This is a genomic window from Streptomyces drozdowiczii (assembly GCF_026167665.1).
Taxonomy (GTDB): domain Bacteria; phylum Actinomycetota; class Actinomycetes; order Streptomycetales; family Streptomycetaceae; genus Streptomyces; species Streptomyces drozdowiczii_A.
This window is the reverse complement of the sequence record NZ_CP098740.1, coordinates 5,940,236-5,955,633: the sequence shown is the minus strand read 5'-3', so window position 1 is coordinate 5,955,633 and position 15,398 is coordinate 5,940,236. Positions and strand designations below refer to the sequence as shown.

Below are 15,398 nucleotides of genomic sequence, written 5' to 3'. Positions count from 1 at the left end.
GTCAGCGGCGTTCGCGGGCCAGCTTCTCGTAGAAGTGGAGGAGCTTCAGGTTGTCGATGGAGCCGGGGTTGACGGCCTTTTCCAGGGCTGTTCCCTGGAGGAGGCGCTTGACCGGAACCTCGATGCGCTTGCCGGTGAGGGTGTGCGGGATGCCGGGGACCTCGATGACCTCGTCGGGGACGTGGCGGGGTGAGAGGTTCTCGCGGATGGTGCGCTTGATGCTGTCGCGGAGGGCGTCGTCCAGGGTGGCGCCTTCGGCGAGGTGGACGAAGAGCGGCATCCAGTAGCCGCCGTCCGGTTCCTCCAGGCCGATGACGAGGGATTCGCGGATCTCGGGGAGGCGTTCGACGGCTTCGTAGATGTCGGCGGAGCCCATGCGGACGCCCTGCCGGTTGAGGGTGGAGTCGGAGCGGCCGTGGATGACGACGGAGCCGCGGTCGGTGATCGTGATCCAGTCGCCGTGGCGCCAGACGCCGGGGTACACGTCGAAGTAGCTGTCGTGGTAGCGGCTGCCGTCGGGGTCGTTCCAGAAGCGGACCGGCATGGAGGGCATCGGCTCGGTGACGACGAGTTCGCCGACCTCGCCGGTGAGCGGTTCGCCCGCGGGGTCCCAGGAGTGGAGGTCCGTGCCGAGGCTGGCGGCCTGGAGCTCGCCGATGTGGACGGGGAGGGTGGGCACCGCGCCCGCGAAGCAGCTGCAGACGTCGGTGCCGCCGCTGACGGAGGCGATCCACAGGTCGTCGGCGACCTCGTCGTGGAGCCAGCGGAAGCCGTCCGGCGGGAGCGGGGAGCCGGTGGTGGCGACGCACTGGACGCGGGAGAGGTCGAAGTCGCGTCCCGGGTGGATGCCGGCCTTGCGGCAGGCCATGACATAGGCGGCGGAGGTGCCGTAGAGGGTGGCGCCGGTCTGTTCGGCGACGCGCCACTGGGCGCTGACGTCCGGGTAGCCCGGGCTTCCGTCGTACAGCACGACGGTGGCGCCGGTGAGGAGGCCGGAGACGAGGAAGTTCCACATCATCCAGCCGGTGGAGGTGTACCAGAAGAAGCGGTCCTCGGGGCCGAGGTCGCAGTGGAGGCCGAGCTGCTTGAGGTGTTCGACCAGGATGCCGCCCTGCGACTGGACGATGGCCTTGGGCAGGCCGGTGGTGCCCGAGGAGTAGAGGACCCAGAGCGGGTGGTCGAAGGGGACCTGCTCGAAGACCGGTTCGGTGTCTGCGGCGGTCAGGGCGGCCCAGTCGAGGGCGCCCTCGGGGGCTTCGGTGCCGAGCAGCGGGATGTGCACGACGGCGCGCAGGGTGGGCAGTTCGCGGCGCAGTTCGGCGACGGTGTCGGCGCGGTGGTGTTCCTTGCCGCCGTAGCGGTAGCCGTCGACGGTGAACAGGACGACGGGTTCGACCTGTTGGAAGCGGTCGAGGACGCTGCGGGCGCCGAAGTCGGGGGCGCAGGAGGTCCAGATCCCGCCGACGGCCGCGGTGGCGAGGAAGGCGACGACGGCCTGCGGGATGTTGGGGAGGTAGCCGCTGACGCGGTCGCCGGGGGTGACGCCGAGGGCGCGGAGTTCGGCGGCGAGCGAGCCGACCTGGCGGCGCAGCTCAGACCAGGAGGTCGGGGCCTGGGTGTGGCTCTCGTCCACATGGAGAAGGGCGGGTGCCTCGGCGCGCAGGGGGTCCTCGGAGGCGCGCAGCGCGTGCTCGGCGTAGTTGAGGGTGGCGCCGGTGAACCAGGTGGCGCCGGGCATCGAGCGGTCGCCGATGACCTGTTCGTACGGGGTGGAGAAGCGGATGTCGAACCACTCGGCGACGGCCTTCCAGAAGGTGTCGAGTTCGTCGACGGACCAGCGGTGCAGACTGGCGTAGCCGCCCTCGGCGGGTGCGCCGTGGTGTTCGGCGGCCCAGCTCTGGAAGCGGGTGACGGCGGCGGCCGCGATGCGGTCGGGGCCGGGCTGCCACAGGGGGGCTTCGTCGGCTGCTGAGGTCATGGGGGCGGCTCCCTGGCTGGTGCGGGTACGCGGAGTGTGCGCAGGTCGCGCGCACGGGCGGGGGTGTGCGCGTGAGACGACGTCACGGACGATGCCATGTGATCGTCCTTCGCACCAGGGTTGCCCGTACATGCTGTCGTGTCCCGGTATGTGGTCCGGCCACGTCGGGTGCGGGATGAACGGAAGTTGAACGGCGCCTGTTCGCGGTCGGGCGGGTGGCAGGGTGAGCGGCATGAACGGTCGTGACCTGGTGCGCTCGGTGAAGTCGGTGGGTTCGAAGCGGGGGCTGCGCATGGTGCGCCGGGCGCGTGCGGACGCGTGGGCGCTGCCGGGGCGCGGGGCGGAGCGGGCGCGGGTGCCGGGGCCTGTGACGGGGGCTGAGCCGGGGCCGGGTGGCGGTGTGGTGCGGTTCGCGCGTTCGGAGTTGCGGATCCGGGTGGCGGTGGGCGGTGCGGTGTTCTGGGGGTGGGACGGGGCCGGGCCGGGGCCGTCGTACGCGGTGGACGGGGAGGCGCCCGCGGCGGATCTGCGGGCGGTGCTGGAGCCGGGTACGGACGGCGGTTGGCAGGTCGTGGCGGAGCGGCTGACGGTCGCGGTGTCGCGGCACGGGGCGGTGGAGCTGCGGACGCCGGGCGGGGTGGTGCTGCGCCGGGAACTGCCGCCGCGGTGGTGGGAGCCGGTGGCGGGCGGGGCGGCGCGGTGGGTGCAGCGTGCGGAGGTGGCGGCGGACGCGCGGTTCTTCGGGCTGGGTGGGCGGGCGGCGGGGCCTCGGCTGCGGGACGGGTCGTACGCGTTGGGGAGCACGGAACCGGGCGGGCGGTTCGGGCCGGGGGACGATCCGCTGTATCCGACGCCGCCGGTGCAGTTGGTGGTGGCGGACGCGGGGACGCACCTGGTGTTCTACGACAACTCCTGGTCGGGCCGGATGACGTTGCGGGAGGGGAGGGAGGGCGCGGGGTCCGGGCACGACCTGCTGGGCGCTTCGGAGGTGCGGGTGGACGGCGGGCCGTTGCGCTGCTGGGCGGTGGCGGGTACCCCGGCCCGGGTGCTGGCGGGATGGTCGGCGCTGACGGGGGCTGCCGCGGTGCCGCCGTCCGCCCGACACTGGGGCGAGCCATGGGAGTTCGAGCCGGAGGCGCTGGTGGAGCGGGAGCGGTTGCGGCCGTACGCGGTGACCTTGGCGCGGCTTGCGGCGCTGACGGGTGCGCCGTGCGTGCGCCCGCTGTGGTGGTCGGCGCCCGGGGACCGGGAGCTGCGGGACTGCGAGGACGCCTTCCTGCTCGGTGACGCCCTGCTGGTGGCGCCCGTGCTGGAGCCGGGGGCGGTGCGCCGGTCGGTGCCGCTGCCGCCGGGGCGCTGGTACGACACGGTGAGCGGGGCGGTGTACGAGGGGCCGGGGCGGGCGGTGGTGGAGGCGCCGCTGTCCCGGGTGCCGGTGCTGGCCCGGGCGGGGGCGGTGATTCCGGTGCGGGGTGCGGACGGCGGTCTGGAGCTGGAGGTGTGGGCGCCGGTGGCGGGGCGTCCGGGTGGCGGGACGGTGGTCCGGGACGCGGGTGACGGCCGGGAGCCGGTGGAGGTCGAGCGGTACACGTCCCGGCTGGAGGGCGGGCGGGTCGTGGTGGAGCGGGAGGGCGGGGCGGTGCACCTCCCGGTGCGGGTGCGGGGTGTGTGAGGGCGGCGCGCCTGCTCAGCGGTAGCGGCCGGCGAACCAGCGGTGGACGGCCTCGGTGTGGAGGGGGAAGGCCAGCGTGGCGGGGGCGGTGAGCAGGGTGTGGCCGGACGTCTCGTCGGTGGGGGCGGACGGCGGGAGCGCGGCGGCGGGCCGTTCGGGGAGCAGGCCGAAGAGGAGCAGGTGTCCGGCGGGTGAGCTGAGGGCGTCCGCGAGGCGGACCTCCTCGGGACGTGCCTCGATGCGGGTCTCCTCGCGCAGTTCCCGTACGACGGCGTGCTGCCAGTCCTCGGCGTGGTCGATGAAGCCGCCGGGCAGGGCGAGGCCGCCGCGTGCCGGTTCGATGGTGCGGGTGATGACGACGAGGCCGGTGGTGTCGCCGTCGGTGACGGGGAGCAGGGCGACGGCGACCGGGAGCGGGTTGCGGTAGGCGGTCTCGCCGCAGGCGGCGCAGGTGCGGGGCCAGGTGTCGGGGGCCGGGAGGCCGGTGTAGGCGGCTCCGCAGGCGGGGCAGTGGGAGAACGTCACGGGCTGCTCCGTTTCCTCGTGGGGCCGGCTCTCGTGGTGACCGGGCGGGGAACCGGTGGTGGACACGCGCGGACTGTACCGGATCACCTGTGCGGCGGGCGCGGACCGTGGAGGATGTGCTCATGACAGCCATCGCGACCGCATTCCGCGCCCTGGCGGCCACCGCCGCCGCCCTGCTCGCCGTGACCGTCACCGCGCCGGTGGCGCAGGCGGAGCCCGAGCCGAAGGCGCCCCGGGAGTTCGTCTCGCTGCGTTCGGTGGACCCCACGATCATCCAGGAGATGCGCTACCCCACCGCCCACGACTTCATGGGCGAGCCCGTGGACGGATACCGGCAGCCGCTGTGCATCCTGACCCGGCCGGCCGCCGAGGCCCTGCACCGCGCGCAGCTCCGGCTGCTGCGGCAGGGCTACTCGCTGAAGGTGTACGACTGCTACCGCCCGCAGCGGGCCGTCGACCACTTCGTGCGGTGGGCGAAGGATCTGGACGACGAGACGATGAAGGGCGAGTTCTATCCCCGGGTCGACAAGTCCCGGCTGTTCGCCGACGGTTACATCGCGGAGAAGTCCGGGCACAGCCGGGGCAGCACCGTGGACCTGACGCTCGTACGGCTGCCCGCGCTGCCGACCAGGCCGTACCGCCCGGGCGAGAAGCTGGTGCCGTGCTACGCGCCGCGGGCCGACCGTTTCCCGGACAACTCGGTGGACATGGGCACGGGTTTCGACTGCTTCGACACGCTCTCGCACACCGATGACCCCCGTATCCAGGGTGTGCAGCGCGCCAATCGGCAGTTCCTGAAGAAGACGCTCACCGAGGCCGGTTTCGTCAACCTGGCCGAGGAGTGGTGGCACTACACCTTCCAGCCCGAGACGTTCCCGGACACCTACTTCGACTTCCCGGTGGCCCGCAGGTCGGTCGCCGGACACTGAGCCGGCCGGCGCGAAGGAACGGGCGACCGGGACCACCCCCGTGGGTTCCGGCCGCCCGTTCTTCTTTCCGGACGCGGCGCAGCCGTTTCCGGTTGCCGGATCAGCCATTACGGTGCCGGTATGCCACAGCAGACGTTCGATTCGTACGAAGAGTTCTGGCCCTACTACGTCGCGATGCACTCGCGGGCGGCGACCCGCTGGGTGCATCTCACCGGCACCCTGACCGGTCTCGCCCTCAGCGCGTACGGGCTGGCGCGCGGCCGCAAGCGGTATCTGGCCGCGCTGCCGCTCATCGGATACGGCACGGCCTGGCCCGCGCACTTCCTGATCGAGAAGAACAACCCGGCCACCTTCGGCCACCCGGCGTGGTCGCTGCGCGGTGACGCGCAGATGATCCGCATGATGCTGGCGGGCCGCGACCACGAGCTGGCGCAGACCGCCGAGAAGTGGCTGGCGGAGAACGGCCGTTAGGTCGTGACGGGCTCGCGCGGGCGGTCCGCGCGGGCCAGGGCGTGTTCGACCACGGCCACCAGCACATCGCGTGCCGAGGCCCGGTCCCGCGCATCGCACATCAGGAGCAGCACCTGCGGGTCCAGGTCGAGCGCCGCCCGTACCGTCGCCTCCGGGAACACCTCCGCGCCCTCGAAGCGGTTGACGGCGACGGCGAACGGGATCTCGCGGCGCTCGAAGTAGTCGACGGCCGCGAAGCAGTCGGCCAAGCGCCGGGTGTCCGCGAGCACGACCGCGCCCAACGCCCCCTGCGCCAGCTCGTCCCAGAGGAACCAGAACCGGTCCTGTCCCGGCGTGCCGAAGAGGTACAGCACCAGGTCCTCGCGGAGCGTGATCCGCCCGAAGTCCATGGCCACGGTCGTCGTGGTCTTCGCCTCGACGCCGTCCAGGTCGTCCACCGGCCGGCCGGCCTCGGTCAGCCGTTCCTCCGTGCGCAGCGGCCTGATCTCGCTGACCGCGCCCACCAGCGTCGTCTTGCCCACGCCGAAGCCGCCCGCCACCAGGATCTTGAGGGTGACGGGCTCCACGGGCCGCCTGCTGCGGCTAGAGCGCCCGAAGGCCATTGATCACCTCACGGAGAATGTTCACGTCCGGCAGCTCGGCCGGCGGAACGGGACGGGTCACATGCACCAGCTCGTCGTCCACGAGATCGCCCACCAGCACCCGTACCACGCCCACGGGCAGGTCCAGGGAGGAGGCGAGTTCGGCGATCGACTGGGGCAGCTCACCGCAGAGTTCGAGGATCTCGACGTGTTCCGGGGTGAGCAGCTGGTCCCTGTCCGGGTCGTCGGCCGCGGGTTCGGGCACGACGATCGCGATCAGGTCGAGGCGGTGGCGGGACGCACTGCCGGTGCGTCCGCGGGTCATCGCGTAGGGGCGGACGACGGGCCCCGCGTCGTCGTCGTACCAGCGCGGGGTCCGCGGCCTTTCCGGGGTCTCCGGGGAGCCGGGCGATGCGGCGCTCATGGCGTCGGCTCACCCCCCGGAGGGCTGACCGGCCGTCCGGGGCGCGTTGGCCAGGTGGCTCCCCACGCGCTTGACCATGAGCGTCATCTCGTACGCCACCTGCCCCACGTCCGAGTCGGATTCGGCCAGGACGGCCAGACAGCTGCCGTCACCGGCCGCCGTGACGAAGAGGAACGCCTCGTCCAGCTCCACGACGGTCTGGCGGACCCTGCCCGCGTCGAAGTGGCGGCCGACGCCCTTGGCCAGGCTGTGGAAGCCGGAGGCGACGGCGGCCAGATGCTCGCTGTCCTCGCGCGTCAGGTCCTTGGAGGCGCCGGTGGGCAGCCCGTCGCTGGAGAGCACCAGCGCCTTGCGGATGCTGGCGACGCGCGCGACGAGTTCGTCGAGGAGCCAGTTGAGTTCGCCGGACCCCTGGCGTGTGGTGTCGGTTGCGGCGGCGTTCGGTGCGGTCATGGACCGTCCCCTCCCGGAGTGGTTCCTGCTGCGATGTCGCCGGGGCCCGTCGGGTCCTCGGCGTTCTCCTGGCGGCCGCGCTGCCAGCCGCGCTGGAGCGAAGCCATACGACTGCGTACCTCTTCGGCGTCCCGCTCGATGTCGTCGGCGCTCTCCACCGGGGCGGGCCGCGCCGTGCGGCTGTCCGGTCCCTCGCGCAGCTGCGGGGCGAGGCTGGCCTGCCGGACGCGGCGGGGCAGGCCGCCCACGGTGTCGGGGGCGGGTTCGGGCGTACGGGGCGCGGGGACGGCGGGGCGGTCCACCGGGCGGGCCGGCTCGCGGTCCTCGGACGCGGGGTGGGTGCGGCCTCCCCCGTCGACCCGGCGGCCGCGGTCGGTGACCAGCGTGGGCGGGCGGCGCCGACGGGGCAGCGGCCGGACGCCCTCGGGGTGCAGGGCCCGCACGCCGTCGTCGGGGGCCTGCTGGTGCTGCTCGCGGTCGCCTTCGCGGCGCAGGGCGCGGGCGCGGAAGATGCCGCCGCGTTCGCTCTCGGTGTCCTCCAGGTCGGAGACGCCGTCGAGCACGGAGTCGAGCCCCGGGCCCGTCACCGCTTCGAGGACCGGGTCGCGGGTGAAGTCCAGCGGCTCGTCGCCCTCCAGCTCGACGGGGCCGTTGAGCAGGGCCGGGTCGACGAGTCCGGTGGGCACCGGCGAGAGGCCGCTCGGCCGGCCCGGGACCGAGTCGTCCGCCTCCGGGCGCCGGGTGTCGCCGTCCGGCGTGCTGCCGGAGAGGGCCTTCTCGGCCCTGCGGTCGAGGCGGAAGCCGGTGCCGTGCGACTCGGGGGCGTCGGTGAGGAGGGCGGCCGGGATGAACACGACGGCGGTGGTGCCGCCGTACGGGGAGGTCTGGAGGGACACCCGGACGTTCTGCCGCTGGGCGAGCCGGCTGACCACGAAGAGGCCGAGGCGGTCGGTGTCGGACAGCTCGAACTCGGGGGTCTCGGCGAGCCGGAGGTTGGCGCCGAGCAGGACGTCGGGCGGCATGCCGAGGCCCCGGTCGTGGATTTCCAGGGTGAAGCCGTTGGCGACGCGCTCGCCGTGCACCTGGACCGCGGTGTGCGGGGGCGAGAACACCGTGGCGTTCTCCAGGAGTTCGGCGATCAGGTGGGTGAGGTCGGCGACGGCCGGGCCGCCCACGCCGATCCGGGGCAGCCGCCGGACCTCGATGCGTTCGTAGTCCTCGACCTCGGCGACGGCGGCCCGGACCACGTCCATCAGCTGGATGGGCTTGCGCCACTGCCGGGAGGGGGCGGCGCCGGAGAGGATGACCAGGCCCTCGGCGTGCCGGCGCATGCGGGTGGTGAGGTGGTCGAGGCGGAAGAGGTCGGCGAGTTCGTCGGTGTTCTCGGTGCGGCGCTCCATGGTGTCCAGCAGTGTGAGCTGGCGGTGGAGCAGGACCTGGTTGCGGCGGGCGAGGTTGACGAAGACCTCGGAGACGCCGCGGCGCATGTCGGCCTGTTTGACGGCGGCCTCGACCGCGGCGCGTTGCAGGGTGTTGAGGGCCTGGCCGACCTGGCCGATCTCGTCGCGCTCGTACTGGAGGTGCGGGGACTCGGTCTCCACGTCGACCTGTTCACCGGCGGCGAGGCGGCGCATCACGCTCGGCAGGCGGACGCCGGCGACCTCGTGGGCGTCCTTGCGGAGCCGGGTGAGGTCGCGGACGAGCTCGCGCCCGATGCGTACGGAGACGAAGACGGAGACGACGAGGGCGAGGAAGCCTAGGACGCCGGCGATGCCCGCCTTGATCAGGATGCCGTAGCCGGCGGGCTTGCCCCGGTCCTGGAAGCGGTTGTTCATCTCCGTCGAGTCGTTGGCCAGCCGTTCCAGGGCGGCCGGGGCGACCTCCTGCCAGCGGGCGGCGTCGGCGGTGCGCGGGCTGGTGGTGGGGCCCCGGGAGATGATCCCGTCCTCGGCGGAGCGCAGCGGTTCGCTGTCCGGGCCCTGCCAGTACTCCTGGACGCGGCGGCGTTCGGAGGCGGGGAGGAGGTCGAGGTTGGTCTCGTAGAGCAGGCCGCGTTGGGCGACGAGGTCGGATATCTGGCGGAGTTCGGGGGCGGTGAGGCGGCCGGCCAGGAGTCCGGAGGCGACCAGGGCGTCTTCCCGGGAAAGCATTTCGCGGGCGCGGGACAGGCCGGTCAGTGCCCGGACCTGCCGGTCCATGGAGACGTTCTCCATGGTGTGCAGACCGGACAGGAATCGGTAGCAGGGGTCGATCAGGCGGTTGTAGTACGCCATCGCCTTGAGCCGTCCGATGGTGCGTTTGTCGACGGAGTCGCGCAGGGCGTCGAGTCCTTCGACGGCGCCGAGTATCGAGCCGAGCTGGGTCTCGGCGGTCGGGCCGAGCGCGTCGCGGATGTCCTTCTGCCCGGCGCTCTCGCGTACCTCGGCCACGACCCGGTCGGTCGCGGCGCGCTGCCGGCGCAGCACGGGCAGGGCGTCGGAGGCGCGCGGGTCGGCGAGGAAGACGAGGGTCTGGCGGCGTTCGCTCTGGATGACCCGGACGGTGTCCTCCAGCGGGTGGCCGACCTTCTCCACGACGGTGCTCGCGCTGAGCAGTTTCCCGGCCTCGCGCCCGGTGAGATAGGTGGCGAATCCCCAGAGGGCGGTGAGCGATACGAGAGGCACCACGAGCAACGCCACGATCTTCCTGCGGATGGACTTTCCGCGAAAGCGCATGCCTCCCCCAGGTCATCCCCGCGGGACCGGGGACGGGTTTCGTCAACAAACGGCGCGAGCCTACTACCGACACACAGACAACTCGAAGGCATGTCCGGACGATTTTCGGCCGCCTTACCGGGAGTTGACCATGGCTTGTCCCGGTATTCCGGGAGATGAAATTCACGAAAGCGACAGAAGAGGCCCTGGGGCATGGCAGGTTCCTTCACGTCCCGGTTGGCTGGAATTCTTCGTTTCGTGACGCGTGGGAGGAATCTTCACCGCTGACCACTCGTCTGTCTGTACGGGGGTAGGGGGACCAACGGGGCACGCTCGGGCGGACGGGACGGACCGGCCGCGTAGAAAGGGTGTATGCCGGGCAGCAACCCTGAAGTCGGACAGCGGTGGGAGTGAAGGGCCTTGGACACACAGGAGCGTGAGGGCGCGGTGGAGCCGGTGGGGGATGTGAGCGAGCCGGGGCGGCAGCCTCTGTGGGTGGAGGAGCCGGCGACGCGCAGGCGCATGCCCGATCCGGTGCGGACGGCGGCGGTGCGTGCGGTGCTCGTCATGTCGTTGACGATGATCCTGGCGATGGTGGCGTTCCTGACCGCGATGGCCGGGTCCTGGCTCTCCTTCCCGATGGTGCTGACCGGGGTGGCGAGCACGGTGGTGGCGACCTGGGCCGTGCTGGACGTCTGGGTCACCCGCCAGGTCTGGAACCAGCGCAACGGCGTGGTCTCCGAACCCAGCAGCTCGGCCCGGCAGTTGCGCCGCGAGCGGCGCAGGGCGCGGCGTGAGGCCCGCGCCGCGCAGCGGGACGCTGCCCGGATAGGCCACCGGGGCGCGGACCGCCGCCTGTCGCGGGCCTGACCGCGCCCGGCGGCCTCAGGAGGTCCTGGCCTCCTCGACGGTCTCGGACGCGTCGGGGGTCCTCGGGGCCGGGGCGCCGCGCTTGAACATGCGGGTGGCGGTGATCTCGCCGTGCACCGTCTCGGCGCCGGGGTCCTGCTGCGGCAGCCCGGGGCGCAGGTGCTCCTCGACGCTGATGTACTTCAGCCCGGCGCGCAGGTCCGCGTCGTTGCGCAGCCGGATGACGAGCGGGAATTCCGCGAGGGCCGTCGTGTCGAACAGGCCGGTGGTGTACAGCAGTTGTACGCCCAGCGCGTCGGCCACCGCGCGCTGGAGCTCCAGCAGGTAGGTGGCGTTGGCCCGGCCGATCGGATTGTCCAGGAAGAGCGTGCCCGCGTGCCGGTGCTCCGCGCGGTCACGCCCCCGGTCGTTGCTGCGGAGGGCGGCCATCGTGCAGTACAGGGCGATGGCGGCGGTGAGCAGCTGGCCGCCGGAGAAGACGTCGCCCATCTGACCGACCGGTACGCGCTCGGCGCGCAGCACGGCGTCCGGCTTCAGGATCTCGACGGCGACGCCCTTGGGCTCCAGGGCCGCCTGGACCCCGCGCAGCAGCAGCGACATGCCGTCGCGGCGCAGGTCGGAATTCTTCCGGAGGGCCGCCCGCGTCGCCTCGTCGATGACCTCGCCGAGCCGGTCGGTCAGCGTTGCCTGGTCGGGCTCCTCGAAGCGGATACGGAGGAATTCCTGCCCGGACCACTCCCCCAGGCCCTCGGGGAGCCGGGAGAGCCGCTGGGCGGAGCGGAGCGTGGTCAGCGCGGACTCCACCAGCCCGCGCAGCCGGTCCACGATGGAGTCGCGGTTGCGCTCCAGCTGGGCCAGCTCGTCGGTGAGGACGCGCAGCCGGGGCGCGAAGGCGGCGGCCCACTTCTCGGCGTGCTCGGGGAGGGCCGCGGCGGGCAGTTCGCGGATCTGCTGCCGGGCCGGGGTGCGGACCTGCTCGTAGCGGGTCGAGTTGGCGTGCCGTACGAGGACGTCGCTCGCCTCCCGGACGGCCGCTTCGGCGGCGGAGAGGTCGGCGGCGCAGCCGCGCAGCGAGCGACGGGCCTCGGCGGCGGACTGCCGGGCCTCCTCCAGGCTGCCCGGGTACGGCTCGGGCTCCTCCGGGTCGTCGTCGGCGCCGTGGTCCCTGAGCAGGTCGCGCAGCAGGGCGGCCGTCTCGTCGAAGCCGCCCGCCGCGTCCTCGGCGGCGCGGTGGGCGTGCAGCAGCTCGGCGTGGGCGGCCCGGGCGGTGTCCAGCGCGGCGGTGGCGGCGGCCAGCTCGGCGGTGGCGGTGCGCAGCAGGGCCTGGGCCTGTTCGGCGTCGGCGGGCACCCGGTCGGCGGGCAGCTCGGTGTGCAGGCTCTCGCCGTCGGCGGGCGCCAGGCGTTCGGCCTCGCCGCGCAGTCGGCCCAGCTGCTCACTGGCGGCGGAGGCCCGGGTCTCCAGGAGCTGGACGAGGGATTCGGCGCGGGCGGCGGCGGCCTGCCGGGAGGGGCCGTCGGCGCCGTCGGTGCCCTCCAGGAGCTGGGCGGCCCGGGTGCGGACCTTGTTGGTGAGGCGGTCCAGCTCGGCGAGGGCGGCGCTCTCGTCGCTCTCGGCGCGGGCCTGCTCGGCGCGCAGGTCGGCGCCGACGCCCACCTTCTCGTACAGCTGGGACGCCGCCCGGTACGCCTCGCGCAGGGCGGGCAGGGCCTGGCGCGGGGCGTCCTCACCGAGGTCGGGGAGGTGTTCGGGGGCGCCGGCGATCTCGGCGCGTTCGGCGCGCAGGGCGCGGGCGGTGCGGCGGGCGTCGTCGGCGGCGCGCTGGGCGGCGCGGCGGTCCTCGTCGGCGGCGCGGGCGCGCTCCAGGAAGACGGTGGCGCGGGCCTCGCTCTCCGCCGCCTCGTCGGTCAGTTCGCGGAGCTTGGCCTGCCAGCCGGCCCGTTCGCGCAGCCGGAAGGCGAGTCCGGCGAGGGCGTCGGCGGCCCGGCGGGCGCGCTGAGCGGCCTCCTGGCGCTCCTCGCGGACCCGGGCGGTGTCGGCGGCGGCCTCGTCGGCCTCGGCGCGGACCGTGCGGGCCTCGGCGAGGGCGGCCTCGGCGGTCTCGGCGGCGGTGCGGGCGGTGGCGGCGGCTTCGGCCAGCTCGGCGAGCATGCCGGGCGGGCAGTCGGCGCGCCAGGAGCCGATGCGGGAGGCGAGCGCGCGGTCGGCGCTTAGGCGGGCGGCGAGCACCCGGATGTCCTCGTCGCGGGCGGCGGCCCGGCTGCGCAGCGCCTGACGCTCCTCGTCGGCGGCGTGCTCGTCGTGCATGGCCGGGTTCGGCGGGACGAGGAAGACGCTCTCGCCGGGCCCTGACGTGCCGGTGCCGGGGTCGGGCACGGGCGCGAGGAGGGCGGCGGCGGTGCCGACGGCGACGGCGGACCGGGGCAGCAGGGCGGCGGCGCCGAGGACGTCGCGGGCGCGGGCGTGCGCGTCGGGGTCGGTGATGACGACGCCGTCCACGAGCTCGGGCCGGGCGGCGAGGACGGCCGCGTGGTCGGCGGGGTCGACGGCCTGGGCGAGGTAGCGCCAGCCGGGGAGGGCGGGGATGCCCTGCTCGCCGAGGTATTCCACGGTGGCCAGGACGTCCGGGCTGGGCGGGAGGAGGCCGCCGTCCCCGAGCGCGCCGAGGATGCGGGCGTCGTCGGCGGCCGCGGTGCGCAGTTCGAACAGGCGCCGTTCGGCGGAGGCGACGCTCTGGTCGAGCAGTTCGCGCAGTTCGTCGGCGCTGCGGTCGAACTCGTCGGCGGTGAGGGCCTGTCCGGCGGGCCCGGGGAGGGCTGCGGTGGCGGAGGGCGCGCCGTGCGGGGCGGGTTCGGCTCCGTCCGGGGCGGCCGGTGCGGGGGCCGGCCCCTCGTCGTGCCCGTACGGGGCGTCGGCGGCGGCCTGCCGGGGGCGGGGCACCGCGCCGGTCCGGTCGGCGGACAGTCCGAGCAGTTCCGCGAGGCGGGGTTCGGCGGCGATCGAGTCGGCGGCCCTCAGCTCCGCCTCGTACGCCTGCTCGGCGGCGCGGGCGGCGTCGGCGGCGCGGGCGGCGGCCAGTTCGGCGCGGGACTCGTCGGCGGTGGCCTGGCGGGCCCGGTCGGCGGCGGCTCCGGCGGCCTCGCGGGCGGTGTCCCAGGCGGCGACGGCGTTCTGTTCGGCGTCGTTGGCGGCGAGGGCGGCCCTGGCCGGGTCGGCGTGCGGCGCGGTGTCGTCCAGCCAGCCGGCCCGGACGGCCTCGGCGGTCTCCTGCTCGACCTCGGCGAGGCGCTGGCGCAGGTGTCCGGCCTCGCTGCGGGCGCGCTGGGCCTCGGTGGCGGCGGTGGTGGCGTCCCGGTGCGCGGCCTCGCCGGCGCTCTGGAGGGCGTCGGAGCGCTCCTCCTCCTCGTTGGCCCGGCTCTCGCCCGCCTCGGCGGCGGTGTGCAGGGCTCGTACGAGGTCGGCGGCGGCGCTCGCGCGAGCGGCGAGGGCGGGGGCGGCGTCCCGCTCGGCCTCCCGGATCGCGGCGGCGACGCGGGCGGAGCGGTCGGCGGCGGCGCGGTGGCGCAGCACGGCCTCGGCGGCCTGCCAGGCGGAGTGCAGGGTGCGCGCGTCGCCCAGTTCGCGGCGCTGGGCGGCGGCGCTCCTCTCGGCGGCGGTGAGCGCCAGCGAGGCGTGCCGGTAGGCGAGTTCGGCGGCGATCAGGGCGCAGCGGCCGCGGGTCTCCTCGGCGCCGGTGACGGTGTGGGCGGCGGAGGTGACCTGCTGGGCCAGCTCGGCGGCCCGGCCGCGCTCCTCGCCGGCGCGGGCGGAGAGGCGGCGGGCGAGGGTGCGGGTGCGGCGCTCGGATCCGGCGTGGATGTCGCGGGCGCGGGCCCGGGTCCCGGCGGCCTCGACGATGCGGCCGAGGAGGTCGGCGGAGCCGGCGGTGAAGTCGCGTTCGGCGGTGAGTTCGGCGCGGCGGCCGAGCTTGTTGCCGAAGCCGCTGACGAGGTCGGCGAGGCCGTCCGTGTCGCGGGTGTCGGTGACGGCGCGCAGCAGCAGGTCGGTGAAGTCGGAGTCCTTCTTGACCGCGAAGAGGCCGGCCGCCTCGCCCTCGTCCGCGTTCATCTCGCGCTGGTAGCGGAAGAGTTCGGGGTCGAGGCCCAGGTCGCCCAGGTGCTCGTTCCAGCGGTCGTGGATCTCCTCCCAGTGCACGTCGAGGTGCTGGTAGAACTTCCCGGCCTCGGTGAGCGCGTCGCGGAAGCCCTTCATGGTGCGGCGGCGGCCGCGGGCGCCGGAGACGCCCTCGGCGGGGCGGCCGACGGCGGTGGACTCGGCGACGGGCAGCGAGTCCAGGCCGAGCCCGGGGCCGGGCCGGAACGAATACCACGCCTCGGCGAACTTCCGGGGGTCGTTGGAGACCTGGCGCCCGCGCCACTCGCTGACCTTGCCGACGACCACGCACTCGCCGGTCAGGGTGTGCTGCCATTCCAGGGCGACGTGCCCGCAGTCGTCGGCGAGCAGGAACTTGCGCAGCACGCCGGAGCTGGCGCCGCCGAGGGTGTTGCGGTGGCCCGGGAGCATCACCGAGAAGATCAGCTTCAGCAGGACGGACTTGCCGCCGCCGTTCTCCAGGAAGAGGACGCCCGCGGGGGCGGGGCGGCGCGGCGGGCCGACCGGCTCGTCCTCGAAGAACTCCGCCTGCGCCGGGGCGGGGCGGGGCACGGGCTCGCCGACTCCGCGCAGGTCGAGCACGGTGTCGGCGTAGCGTGCGCCGGCCGGCCCGATGGAGTAGAGGCGGACCCGGGACAGCTCGTACATGG

At 74.3% G+C, this 15,398-nt stretch carries 11 protein-coding genes; 4 read left to right on the top strand and 7 right to left on the bottom strand.

The annotated features are described in order from the left end of the window. Position 1 precedes the first annotated feature (1 nt). Positions 2-1,978: an acetoacetate--CoA ligase gene (locus NEH16_RS27120; RefSeq protein ID WP_265545483.1), complete on the bottom strand. Its 1,977-nt coding sequence runs from the start codon at positions 1,976-1,978 to the stop codon at positions 2-4. Between the two features lie 232 nt (positions 1,979-2,210). Here NEH16_RS27120 and NEH16_RS27115 point away from each other — a divergent pair, with 232 nt between their 5' ends. Further along, positions 2,211-3,650, top strand: a complete 1,440-nt coding sequence (locus NEH16_RS27115) for a TIM-barrel domain-containing protein (RefSeq protein ID WP_265545481.1) — start codon at positions 2,211-2,213, stop codon at positions 3,648-3,650. A gap of 15 nt (positions 3,651-3,665) precedes the next feature. On the opposite strand, the gene NEH16_RS27110 is transcribed toward NEH16_RS27115, so the two are convergent. Beyond that, positions 3,666-4,241 carry an NUDIX domain-containing protein gene (locus tag NEH16_RS27110; protein WP_265545478.1) on the bottom strand — a complete coding sequence of 192 codons (576 nt, stop codon included), beginning with the start codon at positions 4,239-4,241 and terminating at the stop codon, positions 3,666-3,668. Between the two features lie 56 nt (positions 4,242-4,297). Here NEH16_RS27110 and NEH16_RS27105 point away from each other — a divergent pair, with 56 nt between their 5' ends. Next, positions 4,298-5,104 carry a M15 family metallopeptidase gene (locus tag NEH16_RS27105; RefSeq protein WP_073968113.1) on the top strand — a complete coding sequence of 269 codons (807 nt, stop codon included), beginning with the start codon at positions 4,298-4,300 and terminating at the stop codon, positions 5,102-5,104. A gap of 120 nt (positions 5,105-5,224) precedes the next feature. Beyond that, positions 5,225-5,575, top strand: coding sequence for a DUF962 domain-containing protein (locus tag NEH16_RS27100; protein WP_265545476.1), 351 nt, complete (start codon positions 5,225-5,227; stop codon positions 5,573-5,575). On the opposite strand, the gene NEH16_RS27095 is transcribed toward NEH16_RS27100, so the two are convergent. Genes NEH16_RS27095 through NEH16_RS27080 form a run of 4 tightly spaced genes read right to left on the bottom strand, consistent with a single transcriptional unit; the run spans position 5,572 to position 9,747 of the window. Continuing rightward, positions 5,572-6,177, bottom strand: a complete 606-nt coding sequence (locus NEH16_RS27095) for a GTP-binding protein (RefSeq protein WP_265545474.1) — start codon at positions 6,175-6,177, stop codon at positions 5,572-5,574. The genes NEH16_RS27100 and NEH16_RS27095 overlap by 4 nt on opposite strands. Further along, positions 6,158-6,580 (bottom strand): DUF742 domain-containing protein, encoded by a 423-nt coding sequence (locus NEH16_RS27090; RefSeq protein WP_073967714.1) that lies wholly within the window; start codon positions 6,578-6,580, stop codon positions 6,158-6,160. Before NEH16_RS27090 ends, NEH16_RS27095 begins: the two co-directional genes overlap by 20 nt. 9 nt (positions 6,581-6,589) lie before the next feature. After that, on the bottom strand, positions 6,590-7,033 hold the full coding sequence (locus NEH16_RS27085) for a roadblock/LC7 domain-containing protein (RefSeq protein WP_265545472.1): 444 nt from the start codon (positions 7,031-7,033) through the stop codon (positions 6,590-6,592). Beyond that, positions 7,030-9,747 (bottom strand): sensor histidine kinase, encoded by a 2,718-nt coding sequence (locus tag NEH16_RS27080; RefSeq protein ID WP_265545470.1) that lies wholly within the window; start codon positions 9,745-9,747, stop codon positions 7,030-7,032. The genes NEH16_RS27085 and NEH16_RS27080 overlap by 4 nt, the downstream gene beginning before the upstream one ends. A 399-nt stretch (positions 9,748-10,146) precedes the next feature. On the opposite strand from NEH16_RS27080, the gene NEH16_RS27075 reads away from it, so the two are divergent. Beyond that, on the top strand, positions 10,147-10,596 hold the full coding sequence (locus NEH16_RS27075; RefSeq protein ID WP_265545469.1) for a hypothetical protein: 450 nt from the start codon (positions 10,147-10,149) through the stop codon (positions 10,594-10,596). 15 nt (positions 10,597-10,611) lie between these two features. Here the strand turns inward: NEH16_RS27075 and NEH16_RS27070 are convergent, their stop codons facing one another. Next, the gene (locus NEH16_RS27070; protein ID WP_265545468.1) at positions 10,612-15,396 is read right to left on the bottom strand and encodes a hypothetical protein; all 4,785 of its coding nucleotides are present in this window, start codon (positions 15,394-15,396) and stop codon (positions 10,612-10,614) included. Positions 15,397-15,398 lie beyond the last annotated feature (2 nt).

Excerpts from the sequence above, each read along its gene's own strand:
- NEH16_RS27100 (WP_265545476.1), top strand. The coding sequence starts at position 5,225 with ATGCCACAGCAGACGTTCGATTCGTACGAAGAGTTCTGGCCCTACTAC.
- NEH16_RS27090 (WP_073967714.1), bottom strand. The coding sequence starts at position 6,580 with ATGAGCGCCGCATCGCCCGGCTCCCCGGAGACCCCGGAAAGGCCGCGG.
- NEH16_RS27105 (WP_073968113.1), top strand. The coding sequence starts at position 4,298 with ATGACAGCCATCGCGACCGCATTCCGCGCCCTGGCGGCCACCGCCGCC.
- NEH16_RS27120 (WP_265545483.1), bottom strand. The coding sequence starts at position 1,978 with ATGACCTCAGCAGCCGACGAAGCCCCCCTGTGGCAGCCCGGCCCCGAC.
- NEH16_RS27085 (WP_265545472.1), bottom strand. The coding sequence starts at position 7,033 with ATGACCGCACCGAACGCCGCCGCAACCGACACCACACGCCAGGGGTCC.
- NEH16_RS27115 (WP_265545481.1), top strand. The coding sequence starts at position 2,211 with ATGAACGGTCGTGACCTGGTGCGCTCGGTGAAGTCGGTGGGTTCGAAG.
- NEH16_RS27070 (WP_265545468.1), bottom strand. The coding sequence starts at position 15,396 with ATGTACGAGCTGTCCCGGGTCCGCCTCTACTCCATCGGGCCGGCCGGC.
- NEH16_RS27080 (WP_265545470.1), bottom strand. The coding sequence starts at position 9,747 with ATGCGCTTTCGCGGAAAGTCCATCCGCAGGAAGATCGTGGCGTTGCTC.
- NEH16_RS27095 (WP_265545474.1), bottom strand. The coding sequence starts at position 6,177 with ATGGCCTTCGGGCGCTCTAGCCGCAGCAGGCGGCCCGTGGAGCCCGTC.